Annotated in this window: 12 protein-coding genes; 9 read left to right on the forward strand and 3 right to left on the reverse strand. The window is 73.4% G+C overall.

Annotation, left to right across the window (positions count from 1 at the left end; translation table 11 throughout):
- Positions 1 to 13 precede the first annotated feature (13 nt).
- From IGS67_RS00200 to IGS67_RS00210, 3 genes are all read left to right on the forward strand, one after another.
- Entirely contained in the window at positions 14 to 760 is a 747-nt protein-coding gene (locus IGS67_RS00200; protein WP_192276557.1) for an ABC transporter ATP-binding protein, read from the forward strand.
- Positions 757 to 2,244, forward strand: coding sequence for a hypothetical protein (locus IGS67_RS00205; protein ID WP_192276561.1), 1,488 nt, complete (start codon positions 757 to 759; stop codon positions 2,242 to 2,244). Before IGS67_RS00200 ends, IGS67_RS00205 begins: the two co-directional genes overlap by 4 nt.
- A gap of 140 nt (positions 2,245 to 2,384) precedes the next feature.
- Entirely contained in the window at positions 2,385 to 5,111 is a 2,727-nt protein-coding gene (locus IGS67_RS00210) for an HtaA domain-containing protein (protein WP_192276564.1), read from the forward strand.
- A 94-nt stretch (positions 5,112 to 5,205) separates the two neighbouring features.
- Here the strand turns inward: IGS67_RS00210 and IGS67_RS00215 are convergent, their stop codons facing one another.
- A complete protein-coding gene (locus IGS67_RS00215) occupies positions 5,206 to 6,021 on the reverse strand; it encodes an HAD-IIA family hydrolase (protein ID WP_407925794.1) in 816 nt (271 codons plus the stop codon).
- Positions 6,022 to 6,140: 119 nt separating this feature from the next.
- On the opposite strand from IGS67_RS00215, the gene IGS67_RS00220 reads away from it, so the two are divergent.
- From IGS67_RS00220 to IGS67_RS00235, 4 genes are all read left to right on the forward strand, one after another.
- Positions 6,141 to 6,875, forward strand: a complete 735-nt coding sequence (locus tag IGS67_RS00220; protein WP_407925795.1) for a TrmH family RNA methyltransferase — start codon at positions 6,141 to 6,143, stop codon at positions 6,873 to 6,875.
- A gap of 215 nt (positions 6,876 to 7,090) precedes the next feature.
- Positions 7,091 to 8,755, forward strand: a complete 1,665-nt coding sequence (locus tag IGS67_RS00225; protein WP_192276570.1) for an ABC-F family ATP-binding cassette domain-containing protein — start codon at positions 7,091 to 7,093, stop codon at positions 8,753 to 8,755.
- Positions 8,756 to 8,905: 150 nt separating this feature from the next.
- Positions 8,906 to 9,925, forward strand: coding sequence for a class II fructose-bisphosphate aldolase (gene fbaA, locus IGS67_RS00230; protein WP_102509927.1), 1,020 nt, complete (start codon positions 8,906 to 8,908; stop codon positions 9,923 to 9,925).
- A gap of 143 nt (positions 9,926 to 10,068) precedes the next feature.
- A complete protein-coding gene (locus IGS67_RS00235) occupies positions 10,069 to 10,761 on the forward strand; it encodes a hypothetical protein (RefSeq protein ID WP_192276573.1) in 693 nt (230 codons plus the stop codon).
- 7 nt (positions 10,762 to 10,768) lie between these two features.
- Here the strand turns inward: IGS67_RS00235 and IGS67_RS00240 are convergent, their stop codons facing one another.
- Entirely contained in the window at positions 10,769 to 11,194 is a 426-nt protein-coding gene (locus IGS67_RS00240; protein WP_328741223.1) for an STAS domain-containing protein, read from the reverse strand.
- A 194-nt stretch (positions 11,195 to 11,388) separates the two neighbouring features.
- On the opposite strand from IGS67_RS00240, the gene IGS67_RS14245 reads away from it, so the two are divergent.
- Positions 11,389 to 13,569, forward strand: a complete 2,181-nt coding sequence (locus tag IGS67_RS14245) for an ATP-binding SpoIIE family protein phosphatase (protein WP_328741225.1) — start codon at positions 11,389 to 11,391, stop codon at positions 13,567 to 13,569.
- A 7-nt stretch (positions 13,570 to 13,576) separates the two neighbouring features.
- Here IGS67_RS14245 and IGS67_RS00250 read toward each other — a convergent pair whose 3' ends face one another.
- Positions 13,577 to 13,912, reverse strand: coding sequence for an STAS domain-containing protein (locus tag IGS67_RS00250; protein WP_192277771.1), 336 nt, complete (start codon positions 13,910 to 13,912; stop codon positions 13,577 to 13,579).
- A 131-nt stretch (positions 13,913 to 14,043) separates the two neighbouring features.
- On the opposite strand from IGS67_RS00250, the gene IGS67_RS00255 reads away from it, so the two are divergent.
- On the forward strand, positions 14,044 to 14,490 hold the full coding sequence (locus tag IGS67_RS00255) for a DUF3151 family protein (RefSeq protein ID WP_192276576.1): 447 nt from the start codon (positions 14,044 to 14,046) through the stop codon (positions 14,488 to 14,490).
- The last annotated feature ends 45 nt before the right edge of the window (positions 14,491 to 14,535 follow it).

The raw sequence follows: 14,535 nt of genomic DNA on the forward strand, positions 1-14,535 counted from the left end.
CGAGCCTGACGACATGACCGGAGCCGGCGTCGCCGTCGAGCTCGACGCGGTGAGCGTCGTGCTCGACGGCTCGACCCTGCTCACCCCGACGAGCGCTGCCGTCCCTGCGGGCGGCACGCTCGTCGTGCGCGGGCCGAACGGCTCGGGCAAGTCGACGCTGCTGCGTGTCGTGGCGGGAGTTCGCGCCCCGACGACGGGCACGGCGACCGTCGACGGTCGCGCCCCCGACCCGCGGCGGCGCGCGTTCCGGCAACTCGTCGCGGGGACCGTGGAGTCCCCCGTGCCCGCGCGCGACCTCACGCTCGCCGAGCACGTCGCGCTCGTCGCGACGACGTGGGGCACCCCGGTGCGGGCGGCGCGCACGTTCGCGACCGAGCTCCTCGGACGGCTCGGTGTCGCCGAGCTCGCCGCGCGTTTCCCGCACGAGCTCTCCTCGGGCCAGACGCAGCTCGCCGCGATCGCCGTCGTCCTCGCACGCCCGTCCGCGTTGCTCCTGCTCGACGAGCCCGAGCAGCGGCTCGACGCCGACCGCGTCGCGACCGTCGCCGAGCTCCTCGCCGAGCGTCGTGCCGCGGGCACCACGCTGCTCGTCGCGACGCACTCCGACGCGCTCGAGGCGGCGCTCGGCGGGCCGGTGCTGCGGCTCGTCCCGGCAGTGCCGGGCGCTCCGGACGACGTGCCCGACAACGACGTTGCAGACGACGACGGTCCAGACGACGACGTGCCGGACGCCTCGGCCGACGGTCGCTCGGACGCGTGACCGCCACCGACGCGGCCGGCGTGCGCGGCGCCCTCGCCGTGTGGGCGGCGCGTGCCCCGCGGGCGCTCGGCGACCTCGCGTACCTCGTCTACATCGTGGCCCTCTCCGCACTCATCCTCCTCGGGCCCGGGGTGCGGGCGGCGTGGCTGCTCGCGACGGGCGCGGATGGGCGCGCGGTCCTCACTGACCAGTCGGTGCCGTCGACGTGGGCCGCAGCGACGGCGCTCGTGTGGCTCGCGGCGCTCGTCGTCGGGCGCGAGCGCGGGCCCGCGCTCCGGCCGCCGTTCCCCGCCGCTGTGCTCGGCGATGCGGGCGTTCCGCGCACGCGGTCCTTCGGTGGGCCCGTCCTCCGGGCGACGCTCGCGCTCGTCGTCGCCGGGGCCCTCGTGCCCGCGATCCCTGTCGCCGCGCTCGTCGACCTCGGGGCCGCGACGCCCCGCGGCGCGGGGCTGGTCGTCGCCGTCGGTGCGGTCGCGGGGCTCGTCACAGCGGGGGGATGGCTCGCGGGCCAGGTCATCGGAGCGCGGACGTTCGCAGCCGCCGCGGGGGCGCTCGCCGCGGGTGCGGCCCTCGCCGTCGCGGGGGCGTGGACGTGGGCGCCGTGGGCGCTCGTCGGCACGGCGTGGCACAGCGCTGCGTGGCCAGATGCGGGCGCGCACGCCGGCGGGATCGTCGCAGGCGTCGTCCTCGCGCTCGGCATGGTCGCCCCGCTGCGCGCGGGGCTCGAACGGCTCGCGACGCGGCGGATCGTCGGACAGGCGGTCCGTGCACAGCGTGCGCAGGCCCTCGTCGACGCGATGGATCTCCAGGCATCGGGCGAGGTCTACCGTGCCCTGCCGAGCGTGGGACGGCGGCTCGCGGCCGTCGGGCACGTGCGGGGTCCTGCAGCGGTCGTCGTCGCTGACGTCGTCGGGTCGTTGCGGACGCCGGCTCGGCTGCTCGGCGGCGTCGTCGCGCTCGTCCTCGCGGGAGCTGTCGTCGGGGCGGAGCTGTCCGGTACGACGCTCGCCGTCGGGCCCGTGCTCGCCGCGATCCTCACCTACGCAGGGGTGTCGGTGCTCTGCGACGGGCTCCGGCACGCGGCTGCGCTCGGCGAGGGCTCGGCGCAGTACGGGCTGTCGCGGCCAGCGCTGCGCGGGCTCCACGCGGTGTGGCCGACCCTCGCAGGGATTGGGCTCGCGGGCGCGGGGGCGGCGCTGGCGGGCGCCCCCGTGGGGCTGGCGACGGCCGTCGTCGGCGTCGTCGTCGCCGTGCGGCTCGCCGACGTCCTCAAGGGCGTCATGCCCGTCGAGATGCTCGTGCCGATCGTCACGCCCATGGGTGACCTGTCCGCTGCCGGGCGCGCCGTGTGGCTCGCGGACGGGCCGCTGCTCGTGCTCGCGGCGGGCGTCGCGGGCGGGTTCGCGGCCGACGGGCGCGGGGGTCTCGGCCTCGTCGCCGCGCTTGTCGCGGCGGTCCTCGGGTGGCGCGCGCTGAGGCGTTGACGACCGCGTCGTCTCACCCTGTGATGACGAGCTGTCAGACGAGTCGACGGACGAAGGTCCTACGACTAACGTGAGGCGCGCTTAGGTGAGGCAAGCCTCACCTCAGTGCTCCCGCCGGGTCCCGGACGAGGGCACGTCCTATGACCGAGGAGCTTCCGTTGCAGCTGCTGTCCCGAGCGAGGTCCGCCGTCGCGGCCCTTGCCGTCCTTGCCGTGACGCTGACGGCCGCGGTCGTCGGCCTCGCGGCCCCGGCGTCCGCCGAGCCCGCCGGCCCGACGGTGACCGTCTCGAAGGTGTCAGGTCTCCTCGACGGTGAGACCGTGACGGTCCGGGGGACTGGGTTCGTCGCGGAAGGGGCTCCCGTGGGGAGTCGCCCGCCGCTGGCGGGGAAGTTCACGGGGATCTACGTGGGCTTCGGCCGATTCGCTGCGGACTGGAAGCCGAGCGCGGGGGCGCCGTCGAGCGCGCGTGTGCTGGGTGACAACAAGTGGGCCGTCCTCGCGGCGGACGTGGACATGATCGGAGGCTCTGCCAGGGGTGCGATCGAGCTCGCCGCGGACGGGTCGTTCGAGACGACGCTCACGCTCACGCGGACGGAGGCGATGCTGGCGGCGTCCGGTGAGTGGGGGATCTACACGTTCCCGGGCAGCGGTGCCAAGCATGCTGCGTACGAGACGGCGACGCCTGTGACGTTCGCGCCGCCAGCCCCGACGGTGACCGTCTCGAAGGTGTCAGGTCTCCTCGACGGTGAGACCGTGACGGTCCGGGGGACTGGGTTCGTCGCGGAAGGGGCTCCCGTGGGGAGTCGCCCGCCGCTGGCGGGGAAGTTCACGGGGATCTACGTGGGCTTCGGCCGATTCGCTGCGGACTGGAAGCCGAGCGCGGGGGCGCCGTCGAGCGCGCGTGTGCTGGGTGACAACAAGTGGGCCGTCCTCGCGGCGGACGTGGACATGATCGGAGGCTCTGCCAGGGGTGCGATCGAGCTCGCCGCGGACGGGTCGTTCGAGACGACGCTGACGCTCACGCGGACGGAGGCGATGCTGGCGGCGTCCGGTGAGTGGGGGATCTACACGTACCCGGGCAGCGGTGCCAAGCATGCTGCGTACGAGACGGCGACGCCTGTGACGTTCGCACCCGCCACGCCGCCGACGACTGAGCCGACGGACGGCTCCACGGCGACCCCCACCGACAAGCCGTCCGACAAGCCGACGGACAAGCCGACGGACGAGCCGTCCGGTGAGCCCTCGGACGAGCCCACCGACACCTCGACGAGCACGCCGCCGTCGTGCACGGTCGACGACACCGTCGCATCCTCGTCCCTCGCCTGGGGCATCAAGAGATCGTTCGTCGACTACCTCACGGGACCGATCGCGGGCGGGAAGGTCACACGCACGGGCGTCGGGCTCGAGGACGGCCGCTTCGTGTGGTCGAAGGGCACGGGGACCGCGACGCCTGGCCGGGCCTCGGTCGCGTTCCCCGGTTCGCTGCGACTCACCGGCCACCACGACGAGCTCGACATGACCCTGTCCGACGTGCGCCTCGTCGTCACCTCGGCGACGCGCGGCGAGATCCGCGTCGATGCGAGCATCAGGGCGTACCTCGGCAACCCCGCGCAGCGCCTCGACGACGTCGTCGTCGGGACCGTCGACCTCACGGGCGCGGTGACGACGTCGGGTGCGACGACCCGCATCGTCAACGCTCCGGTCACGCTCGTGGCGTCGGGCGAGCCGGTCTTCGCGGGGTTCTACAAGGCGGGCGATGCGCTCGAGCCCGTGAGTGCGACCCTCACGGTCACCGAGACGTGCGACGTGCCTGGCACCGATGAACCCGGCACCGACACGCCGACGACGACCCCCGCGCCGCGCGTGACGATCGGCGGCGACGCCGACGGCACGGCGGTCGAGCAGGGCGGCACGGTGACGTTCACGACGACAGGACTCCCGGCGCGTGCGAGCACGTCGGCCGAGGTCCGCTCCGACCCCGTGCGGCTCGGCACGCGTCGCGCGTCCGCGCGGGGATCGGTGACGTACACGTTCAAGGTGCCCGCGAGCTTCCCCACGGGCCGGCACACGTTCGTGCTCACTGCTGCGGGCGTCGAGGGCTCGGTGAAGCGCTCGTTCCGCGTCGTCGCGGCCTCCGAGCCGACGACAGCGCCGTCGGACGGACCGACCGTCGAACCGTCCGACACGGCGACGACGTCCGACGCCCCGACGTGCACGGCTCGCGTCGTCGCGGGCGCGACGCTCTCCTGGGCGATCAAGGACTCGTTCGTCAGCTACATCGAGGGGACGATCGCGCAGGGCTCGATCGCGACCTCGGGCTCGCGTCGCTCGGGCGGGAAGTTCACGTGGTCGGGCGGCTCGGGCGCGCTCAACACGGTCGACTCGCGCGGCACGGTCCGGTTCGCCGGGTCCGTGACGACGTCGGGCCACGACGGCAAGCTCGAGGTGCGGTTCGCGAACCCGCGCGTCGTCGTCGCCGGCTCGACGGGGTACCTCGTGCTCGACGTCGCGGGCACGACGCTCGAGGGCGAGGACTTCGCGTACTCCGGTCTGACGTTCGCGACGCTCGCGCTTGCCGGGCACGGCGGGACGAGCGGCGGCAGGATCGCCTACAGCGGTGTTCCTGCGACGCTCACCGCGGCTGGCGCCAAGGCGTTCTCGGGCTTCTACGAGGCGGGCGAGCAGCTCGCGCCCGTCGCCTTCACGCTCCCGCTCGGCGCGGAGACCGACTGCACGCCTGACTCGGGCACGCTCCCGACGACGGGTGCGGAGACGGCTGGCCTTGGCGGCGTCGCGGCGGCGTTCGTCGTGCTCGGGCTCGGGTTCGTCGCGCTGCAGCGGCGTCGGGCGCGGCTCGAGGCCTGACGCCTGACGACGGGGGCCGTGCACACGTCGCGTGCACGGCCCCCGTCGTCGTACCCGGACCGAACCAGGTCCAGGGCCGAGCCCCGGGAACGCGTCAGATAAGCGGGATGAGGTCCCCGATTCCCGCGACGACGCGGCTGGGTCGGAACGGGTACGTCTCGACCTCCTCGGCCGACGTCGAGCCCGTGAGCACGAGGAACGTCTCGAGGCCGGCCTCGATGCCCGCGACGATGTCCGTGTCCATGCGGTCGCCGATCATCGCGGTGACGCGCGAGTGCGCGTCGATCCGGTTGAGCGCCGAGCGGAACATCATGGGGTTGGGCTTGCCGACGAAGTACGGCTCGCGGCCCGTCGCCTTGGTGATCATCGCGGCGACCGCGCCCGTCGCGGGCAGGGGGCCGTCACCGCTCGGCCCCGTGACGTCCGGGTTCGTCGCGATGAAGCGGGCGCCGCCGAGGATGAGGCGGACGGCCGTCGTGATGGCCTCGAACGAGTACGTGCGGGTCTCGCCGAGGACGACGTAGTCGGGCGACTTGTCGGTGAGCGTGTACCCGGCCTCGTAGAGGGCCGTCGTGAGCCCGGCCTCACCGATGACGTACGCACTGCCGCCGGGCGACTGCGTGCGCAGGAACGTCGCGGTCGCGAGCGCAGACGTCCAGATCGCCTCGATCGGTACGTCGATGCCGCTCGACGCGAGGCGGGCGCGCAGGTCGCGGTCGGTGAAGATCGAGTTGTTCGTGAGGACGAGGAACGGACGGTCCTTGTCGCGCAGCGTCCGGATGAACTCGGCCGCGCCGGGCAGCGCCTCGTTCTCGTGGACGAGCACGCCGTCCATGTCGGTGAGCCAGCAGTCGATGCGGTGGTGGTCGGCCGCGGCCTGGGCGCTAGCGGACTGGTCGTCGTGGGTCACGGGTCCTCCTTGGGACGGGTGCGGGTCCTCGTCCCAGCCTAGGTGTGCGGAGGGCCCGTGAGGCGGCCGCGATGCGGCCGCGATGCGGCCGCGCGTCGTCGGTGCGCGACGATGGTCGCGTGCCCCGCCCTCCCGTGCCCGACGCGGCTCTGCCCGATGCGACGTCCGACGACGCTCCGCCCGATGCGACGTCCGACATCGAGCGCACCCTGTCGGGGGAGGAGCGCGAGGTGGGCGTCGGCCCGTGGCCGGGTGGTGAGGCGGCGTGGCCGCGACTGCCCGACGGGTCGCTCGACCCGCGCTACGACCCCGAGCTGCTGCGCGACGGCGACCGACGCAACGTCGTCGACGAGTTCCGGTACTGGACGCTCGCCGCGATCGTCGCCGACCTCGACACCCGGCGTCACGACCTGCACGTCGCGATCGAGAACTGGCACCACGACCTCAACATCGGCTCGGTCGTGCGGACGGCGAACGCGTTCCTCGTGCGTGAGGTGCACGTCGTCGGGCGGCGTCGCTGGAACCGGCGCGGGGCGATGGTGACGGACCGCTACCAGCACCTGCGGCACCACGCGAGCGTCGCGGACCTCCTCGCGTGGGCGAGCGCGGAAGACCTGCCGGTCGTGGGGATCGACAACGTGCCGGGGTCGGTGCCGATCGAGACGGCGGAGCTCCCGGCGCGGTGCCTCATGCTGCTCGGGCAGGAGGGTGCGGGGCTCACGCCCGAGGCGCTCGACGCGTGCACGAGGGTCCTCCACGTCACGCAGTTCGGCTCGACGCGCTCGCTCAACGCGGGCGCGGCGGCGGCGATCGCGATGCACGCGTGGATCCGCCAGCACGCGACGCTGCCCTGACCACTCGCCCCACCCCCGCCACCACGCCCCACCACCTCACCGCCCCCTCCCCACCGCCACACAGTTGACTCGATAGCCGATCCGCCCACGTGTCCCGCACGGATCCACTATCGAGCGCTGCACGGGCCAGACCTGAGCCGCTCGATAGCCGATCGGTCCATGTGACGTGCAGGGATCGGCTATCGAGGGGGTGGGGACGGGGGAGGATGGTGCCCGTGACCGCCACCCTCGTCGCCAAGTCGCTCGCCGCCGGGCACGCCGACCGCACCCTCTTCTCGGGGCTCGACCTCGTCGTCGCCCCGGGCGACGTCGTCGGCCTCGTCGGCGCCAACGGCGCCGGCAAGTCGACGCTCCTGCGCCTCCTCGCCGGCACCGACGAGCCCGCCGCGGGCACGGTGTCGCTCAGCCCTCCCGGTGCGGTCGTCGGACGCCTCGCACAGGAGGTCGAACGCCTGCCCGACGAGACCGTCGGCGCCTACCTCGCCCGCCGCACGGGCGTCGCGGACGCCCAGGCCGCGCTTGACGCGACGACGACCGCGCTCGTCGAGGGGGCCCCGGGGGCCGACGACGCCTACGCCGATGCCCTCGAGCGCTGGCTCGCCCTCGGCGCGGCCGACCTCGAGGACCGCACGGGAGCCGTCCTCGCGGACCTCGGCCTCGACGTCGACCCTGGCCACCCTGTCGTCGGGCTCTCGGGCGGGCAGGCCGCACGCCTCGGACTCGCGGCCCTCCTCCTGTCGCGCTTCGACGTCCTCCTGCTCGACGAGCCGACGAACGACCTCGACCTCGACGGCCTCGCACGCCTCGAACGGTTCGTCGCGGAGCAGCGTGCCGGCATCGTCGTCGTCTCCCACGACCGCGAGTTCCTCGCACGCTGCGTGACGCGCGTCGTCGAGCTCGACCTCGCTCAGCAGCAGGTCGGCGTGTACGCGGGCGGCTACGAGGCGTACCTCGAGGAGCGGGCGACGGCCCGCCGCCACGCGCGCGAGGCGTACGACGAGTACGCGGGCCGGCTCGGCGCCCTCGAGTCCCGGGCGCAGATGCAGCGGCAGTGGCTCGCCAAGGGCGTGCGGGACGCGGTGAAGAAGTCGTCGGACCCTGACAAGCACATCAAGCACGCGCACCGCGAGGGCTCCGAGAAGCAGGCGGCGAAGGCACGCCAGACACAGCGGATGATCGAGCGGCTCGAGGAGGTCGTCGAGCCGCGCAAGGAGTGGGAGCTGCGGTACTCGATCGCGGCTGCGCCGCGCTCGTCGAGCGTCGTCGCGACGCTGCGCGGCGCCGTCGTCCACCGCGGCGAGGCCCCCGAGGGGACGCCGGCCTTCACGCTCGGACCGGTCGACCTCCAGCTCGACGCCGGCGATCGTGTCGCGATCACGGGCGCGAACGGCTCGGGCAAAACGACGCTCCTCGCGGCACTGCTCGGCCGTGCCGAGCTCGCGTCCGGTGCCGCGAGCCTCGGCGCGTCGGTCGCGATCGGCGAGGTCGACCAGGCGCGTGCGGCGCTCGCGTCCGAGCACGGGCAGGGGCTGCTCGACGCGTTCTGCGCGCAGGTCCCCGACATGGCGCCGGCCGACGTGCGCACGCTGCTCGCGAAGTTCGGGCTGCGCGCCGACCACGTGCTGCGTCCCCTCGCGTCGCTGTCGCCGGGGGAGCGCACGCGTGCGTCGCTCGCGCTGCTCCAGGCGCGCGGCGTCAACCTCCTCGTGCTCGACGAGCCGACGAACCACCTCGACCTGCCCGCGATCGAGCAGCTCGAGGAGGCGCTCGCGGCCTACACGGGCACGCTGCTGCTCGTCACGCACGACCGCCGGATGCTCGACGCGGTCTACATGACCCGACGCTGGCGTCTCGACGCAGGACGGCTCACCGAGTCCTGAGGCGGTCCCGGCCCCCGGGACACACCGTTCACCCACCGGACGGACGTCGGACGACCGCGGGTCGAACGGCCCACCCCGCTCCGGCACGGAACGTGAGAAACTATCCCCTGGAAGTTCCTTAGAAACCCCACGCTCAACAGGAGACTCTTCATGGCCATCGCAACCCCCGAGGTCTACGCCGAGATGATCGACCGGGCGAAGGCTGGCAAGTTCGCCTACCCCGCTGTCAACATCACGTCCTCGCAGACCGTCACGGCCGCCATCCAGGGCTTCGCCGAGGCTGAGAGCGACGGCATCATCCAGGTGTCGGTCGGTGGCGCGGAGTACGCGTCCGGCTCGACCGTCAAGGACCGCGTCGCCGGCTCCCTCGCGCTCGCCGCGTACGCGGCCGAGGTCGCCAAGGGTTACGGCGTGACGATCGCCCTCCACACCGACCACTGCACCAAGCAGAACCTCGACTCCTGGGTCCGCCCGCTCCTCGCGATCGAGGCCGAGCAGGTCAAGGCCGGCAAGAACCCGACGTTCCAGTCGCACATGTTCGACGGCTCGAACATCCCGCTCGACGAGAACCTCGTCATCGCCGAGGAGCTCCTCGCGCTCTCCCAGGCCGCCCGCACGCTCCTCGAGATCGAGGTCGGCGTCGTCGGTGGCGAGGAGGACGGCCACGAGGCCGAGATCAACGAGAAGCTCTACACGACGGTCGAGGATGGCCTCGCGACGGTCAAGGCGCTCGGCACGGGCGAGAAGGGCCGCTACCTCACGGCCCTGACGTTCGGCAACGTCCACGGCGTCTACAAGCCGGGCGCGGTCAAGCTCCGCCCGTCGCTCCTCCGTGAGATCCAGGACGGCGTCGGTGCCGCGGTCGGCAAGGAGAACCCGTTCGACCTCGTCTTCCACGGCGGCTCGGGCTCGACGGCCGAGGAGATCGCCGAGGCGGTCGACAACGGCGTCATCAAGATGAACATCGACACCGACACGCAGTACGCGTTCTCGCGTCCCGTCGCGGACCACTTCTTCCGCAACTACGACGGCGTCCTCAAGGTGGACGGCGAGGTCGGCAACAAGAAGGCGTACGACCCGCGTGCGTGGGGCAAGCTCGCCGAGGCCGGCATGGCCGCGCGCATCGTCGAGGCTGCCCAGCAGCTCCGCTCGGCCGGTCAGAAGCTCTGACGCTGACGCGCACGCCCTGACGGGCACCTGCTAGCGACGAAGGCTCCCACCCTCCAGGGTGGGAGCCTTCGTCGTCGACGGCCGTGCAAGCGAGACCGGGCTCACCACACAGACGGTGTGAAAGGACGGGACGGGACGCGTGGGTGCGTGAGCCCCACGGCGCGATCCTGCGGACCGACGACGAGACGAGGCGCCTCATGATGCTGCAGCACTCCCGCCTCGGCCTGCCCGCGGTGGCCCTTGTGACGCTGGGCGTGCTGGCCGCGTGCATCCCGGCACCCGACGACGCCCGGGCGACGGGGACGGTGACGATGATGGTCGACCACGTCGTCTACCCGACGGCCGACGAGCTCAGCGACGCTGCCGACACGGTCGTCCGCGGCGTCGTGCGCGCCTCGGAGGCCGAGTACGTCTCGCTGGTCCCCGACACCTCGAGCGACGACCCGCAGCTCAACCCGCAGGCGGGGCTGTCGGACGACGAGATCGACGCGCACCTCGCGCGACGTCACGGGTACGTCGCGACGGCGCACTCCCTCGAGGTGACCAAGGTGCTGCGAGGCGAGGTCGAGGTCGGGGCCACGGTGACGGTCCCGCAGACGGGCGGGACGCTCGGCGGTGTGACGTTCGTCGTCCCGGGCGTCGCGCAGATGAGCGTCGGCGACGAGTACCTGCTCGTCACGACGGCGGGCACGGGTGGCCGGCTCGCGCTCGTGAGCCCGGAGCAGTCGATCTTCACCGTCGGGGCGGACGGTGTCCTCGCTCCGCTCGCGGCGAACCCGGTCGGCTACGTCCTGCGCGGGACGCTCGCCGACGCGCGCGAGGTCTTCGGCGGGTAGCCCGCGGTCAGCGAGGCGGGAAGGGCTGCCCGGGCAGCCGCTCGATCGTGAACTCGTCGATGGGCGCGAACTCGAAGCCTGGGTCCTCGTCGAGGATCTCGACGAGCTCGCCGACGCGCGTCACCTCGAGGAGGAAGCGCATCGTCTGGGGCGCGCGCAGCACCCGCACCTTCTGCGGAGCCTGTGCCGCGAGCCGCGCGAGGAACGCGACGCCGGAGGAATCCATGAACGTCACATGGTGGGCGTCGACCTCGACGGGAAGGCCGATCTCCTGCGCGTCCGCCATCGCATCGCTGAACTCGGGGGCGAGGTTCGCGTCGATCTCTCCCGACAGGACGATGCGCGTGCGGTTCGCGCCCACGAGGACATGCAGCGTCCCGGGCTCGTCCTGGACAGGGGCGATGTCGTCGCCGGCGGCGTTCTCGTCGCGCACTGCGTGCTCCTCACGTCCTCGGGTGGGTGGTTCCCGGTCGAATCTTCGCACGTCGTGGCCGTTGCGTCGCGGGCTGTCCTCAGCGGGGGCCGCCGAGGACGTCCGAGGAGCGGGACGCGCGGTCGGTCCGGGCACGGGCGCGTCCGGCCAAGTACCCTGCGAGGACTGGAGGAGCGGACTGGAGGAGCAGCAGGGTGGACGGACGTGAGACGGTGCCGGGCGGCGCCGTGCCGGTCGTCGCCCCTGCGGAGGTCGTCGCGCTGCTCCCTGCCCTCGCCGCGCAGCACGTCGGCGTCGGTGTGACGGTGCTCGCGGTGCGTGACGGCGTCGTCCGCATGCTCTGGGTCAACGACGTGTTCACGCGGGTCACGGGCTATGCCGCGCACGAGGTCGTCGGGCTCGAGCCGCGACTCTTCTACTCCGACCAGTGGTCGGAGGTCGGCGTCGCGTCGCTCGCGGACGAGGTGCGGGCGGGGCGCGCGGCGTCGATCACCCTGCCGTTCCGACGTCCCGACGGTGCCGCGGTGTGGCTCGCTCTGTGCCTGACAGCGGTTCCGGCCGGCGACGTCGCGACGGTGCTCGCGGCCGCGCCAGCCATGCCGGCGGGTGACGGGCCCGCCGAGATGTGGATCGCGTCGTTCTCCGACGTCACCGGAACGGTCGAGCGCAGCGTTCACCTCCGGGACGCGGTGCGTGCCGAACGCCGCGCGCGCCTGCACCTCGCGCTCCTCTCACGCGTCTCGGACGTGCTGTCGGAACCCGACGCCGACGAGGCGCTCGCTCAGGTGAGCGCGCTGCTCGCACCGTCGCTCGTGCCGTGGGCCGGGGCGTTCATCGTCGAGGGCGGCCTCCGGCTCGTCGGGCTCGACACGGGACGGGGCGACGGCCAACGGCCGGCGTCGGACCGGCGGCGGACGCTGCGACGTGTCCCTCCGGGCGACCCGACGGGCGCGCACGAGATCGACCGGGTTCTCGGGGGTCTCCAGCCCGAGGCGATCCTCGACCTCACGCTCGTCCACCCGACCGAGAGCGCGGCGGCGCTCGTCCAGGGGCAGCTCCTCGCCGCAGAACCGGGCCTTGCGCTCCTCTCGCCGCGCGTGCGCGTCGTCGCCATCCACGGGTCGCGTTCCGTCCTCGCGCTGCTCGCCCACGCCGTCCACGAGTCCGATGGCACGCCGCGGCTCACCGAGGAGCTCGAGCAGGTGCTCGACGTCGTCGTCCGGCGCATCGGTCTCGCGCTCGACAACGCACGCCTCTACGCGCGCGAGCACGAGCTCGCCGAGACGATGCAGCGTTCACTCCTGCCGCAGCAGGTCGAGATCGACGGCCTCGACCTGTGGACGTACTACGCGCCGTCCGTCGCGCACGCCCAGGTCGGCGGTGACTGGTACGACGTGCTCGAGGTCGCGCCGGGCGTCGCCGGCGTCGTCGTCGGGGACGTCGTCGGGCACGACGTCGAGGCGGCCGCGCTCATGGGGCAGCTCCGCTCTGTCGTGCGGGCGTACGCGTTCGAGGGTGGTACGCCCGCGTCGGTGCTCGACCGCACCGACCAGCTCATGCGTGGCATGCGCGCCCCGCGCGGGGCGAGCGCGGTCTACGGCACGCTCATGCCGCGCGTCGGCACGCCTGGCTCATGGATCTTCGAGTACGCGCGCGCCGGGCACCTGCCTGCGGTGCTCGTGCGCGACGGCCAGGCGACGCAGCTCGCCCAGGGGTCGGGCGCGCTCATCGGCTTCGGACGGCGCGCCCGCACGGGCGGCCGCGCCGTGCTCGTCCCCGGGGACACGCTCATCCTCTACACGGACGGGCTCATCGAACGACGCGAACGCCCCCTGCGGGCAGGGCTCGAGGCGCTCCTCGCGGCAGCCGCCCGGACGCAGGCCGACGACGCCGCGGGCATCGGCGAGGAGCTGCTCGCCGCGCTCGCCGACTCCCCTGAGGACGACGTCGCCGTCGTCATCGCCCGTGTGCCGCGGGCGGGCGGCCCGGTGTCCGCAAGCTCGGCGGGACCGCGCTCCCGACGCTGGTCGATGCCGTCGGACCCGACGGCGATCGCACGGTCCCGTCATGCAGTCCTGCGGACCTGTGAGGCGTGGGGGATCGACAAGGTCGCGGACGCGGAGCTCGTCGTCTCCGAGCTCGTCGCGAACGCCGTCCTCCACGGGTGGGGGACCGTCGAGCTGCGGCTCTTCGATACGGGCGACGGCCTGCGCATCGAGGTCGAGGACTCCAACCCGGCGCCGCCCGTCAAGCTCGACGGGCACGCGCACGGCGTCGGCGGCTACGGCGTGCAGATCGTCGACCGGCTCGCCGACTGGGGCTGGCGTGCGGCGAACGACGGCAAGATCGTGTGGGCGCGCCTGCGCGCTCGGTGACCGTGGGTCAGGCTGACGCGTCGTCGCGCGCGCACGCGTGATCCGTGTCGATGCGGAAGAGGTCGAGCGCCCCGCACACCTCGAGCACGAAGAGGTCTCGCTCGTCGCAGCCCCGCAGGACCGTGGCGCCACCCCGTCGACGTCCCGCGTCCGCGAGGGAGATGAGGAACGCGGCGCCTGTCGAGTCCATGAACGTCACGCCGCACATGTCGAGGACGAGCAGCTGGCGTCGCAGTCCGACGACGCGCGCCGTGATCTCGGGGAACTGGTCACGCTCGGCGAGGTCGAGGTCGCCGGTGATCGTCAACGTCGTCGTCGCGGGCGACGTGGCGATCTGGATCATCGGTGCCTGGCCTTCGTCGTCGTACGGGTGGTGGGACGTCCCGGAGGGACGTGCGACGAGCGTACCCACCGTGCGGGCGCGCTGCGACGTCGGCACGCCACGCCCCGCCGGGGGCGTGGCACGATGGCGCCATGACCTCACCCAATGGCCCCCGCCCCGAGCGCCTCGACCTTGGCCGGATCGTCACGCACCTGCCGGCCGACGGGCCCGACGCGACCGTGCGCGCTCTGCTCGGCGACGGCATGCCCGTCCGCGAGGCCGCGCGCCGGGTGCCGTCGTCGTCCCTCGCGTGGGCGCTGCTCGCCGAGGCGAGCCTCGCCGCCGATGCGGTCGCGTCGTACGCCTACGCGCGCACCGGCTACCACCGTGGCCTCGACGCGCTGCGCCGCGCCGGCTGGCGCGGCGTCGGCGAGGTTCCGCTCACTCACGAGCCCAACGCAGGCTTCCTCCGGGCGCTCGCCGCGCTCGCCCGCGCGGCCCGCGCGATCGGAGAGGACGACGAGGCCGAACGCTGTACGGCCTTCGTCCACGACTGCGGCGTCGACCCGGCCGCCCTCGACGCGCTCGCAGGAGCCTGACACGATCCGACCGTCCCGGAGTCGCGCCGCGCGGGTCCGGTAGAC

Source organism: Flavimobilis rhizosphaerae, from assembly GCF_014852685.1.
Classification (GTDB): Bacteria; Actinomycetota; Actinomycetes; order Actinomycetales; family Cellulomonadaceae; genus Flavimobilis; species Flavimobilis rhizosphaerae.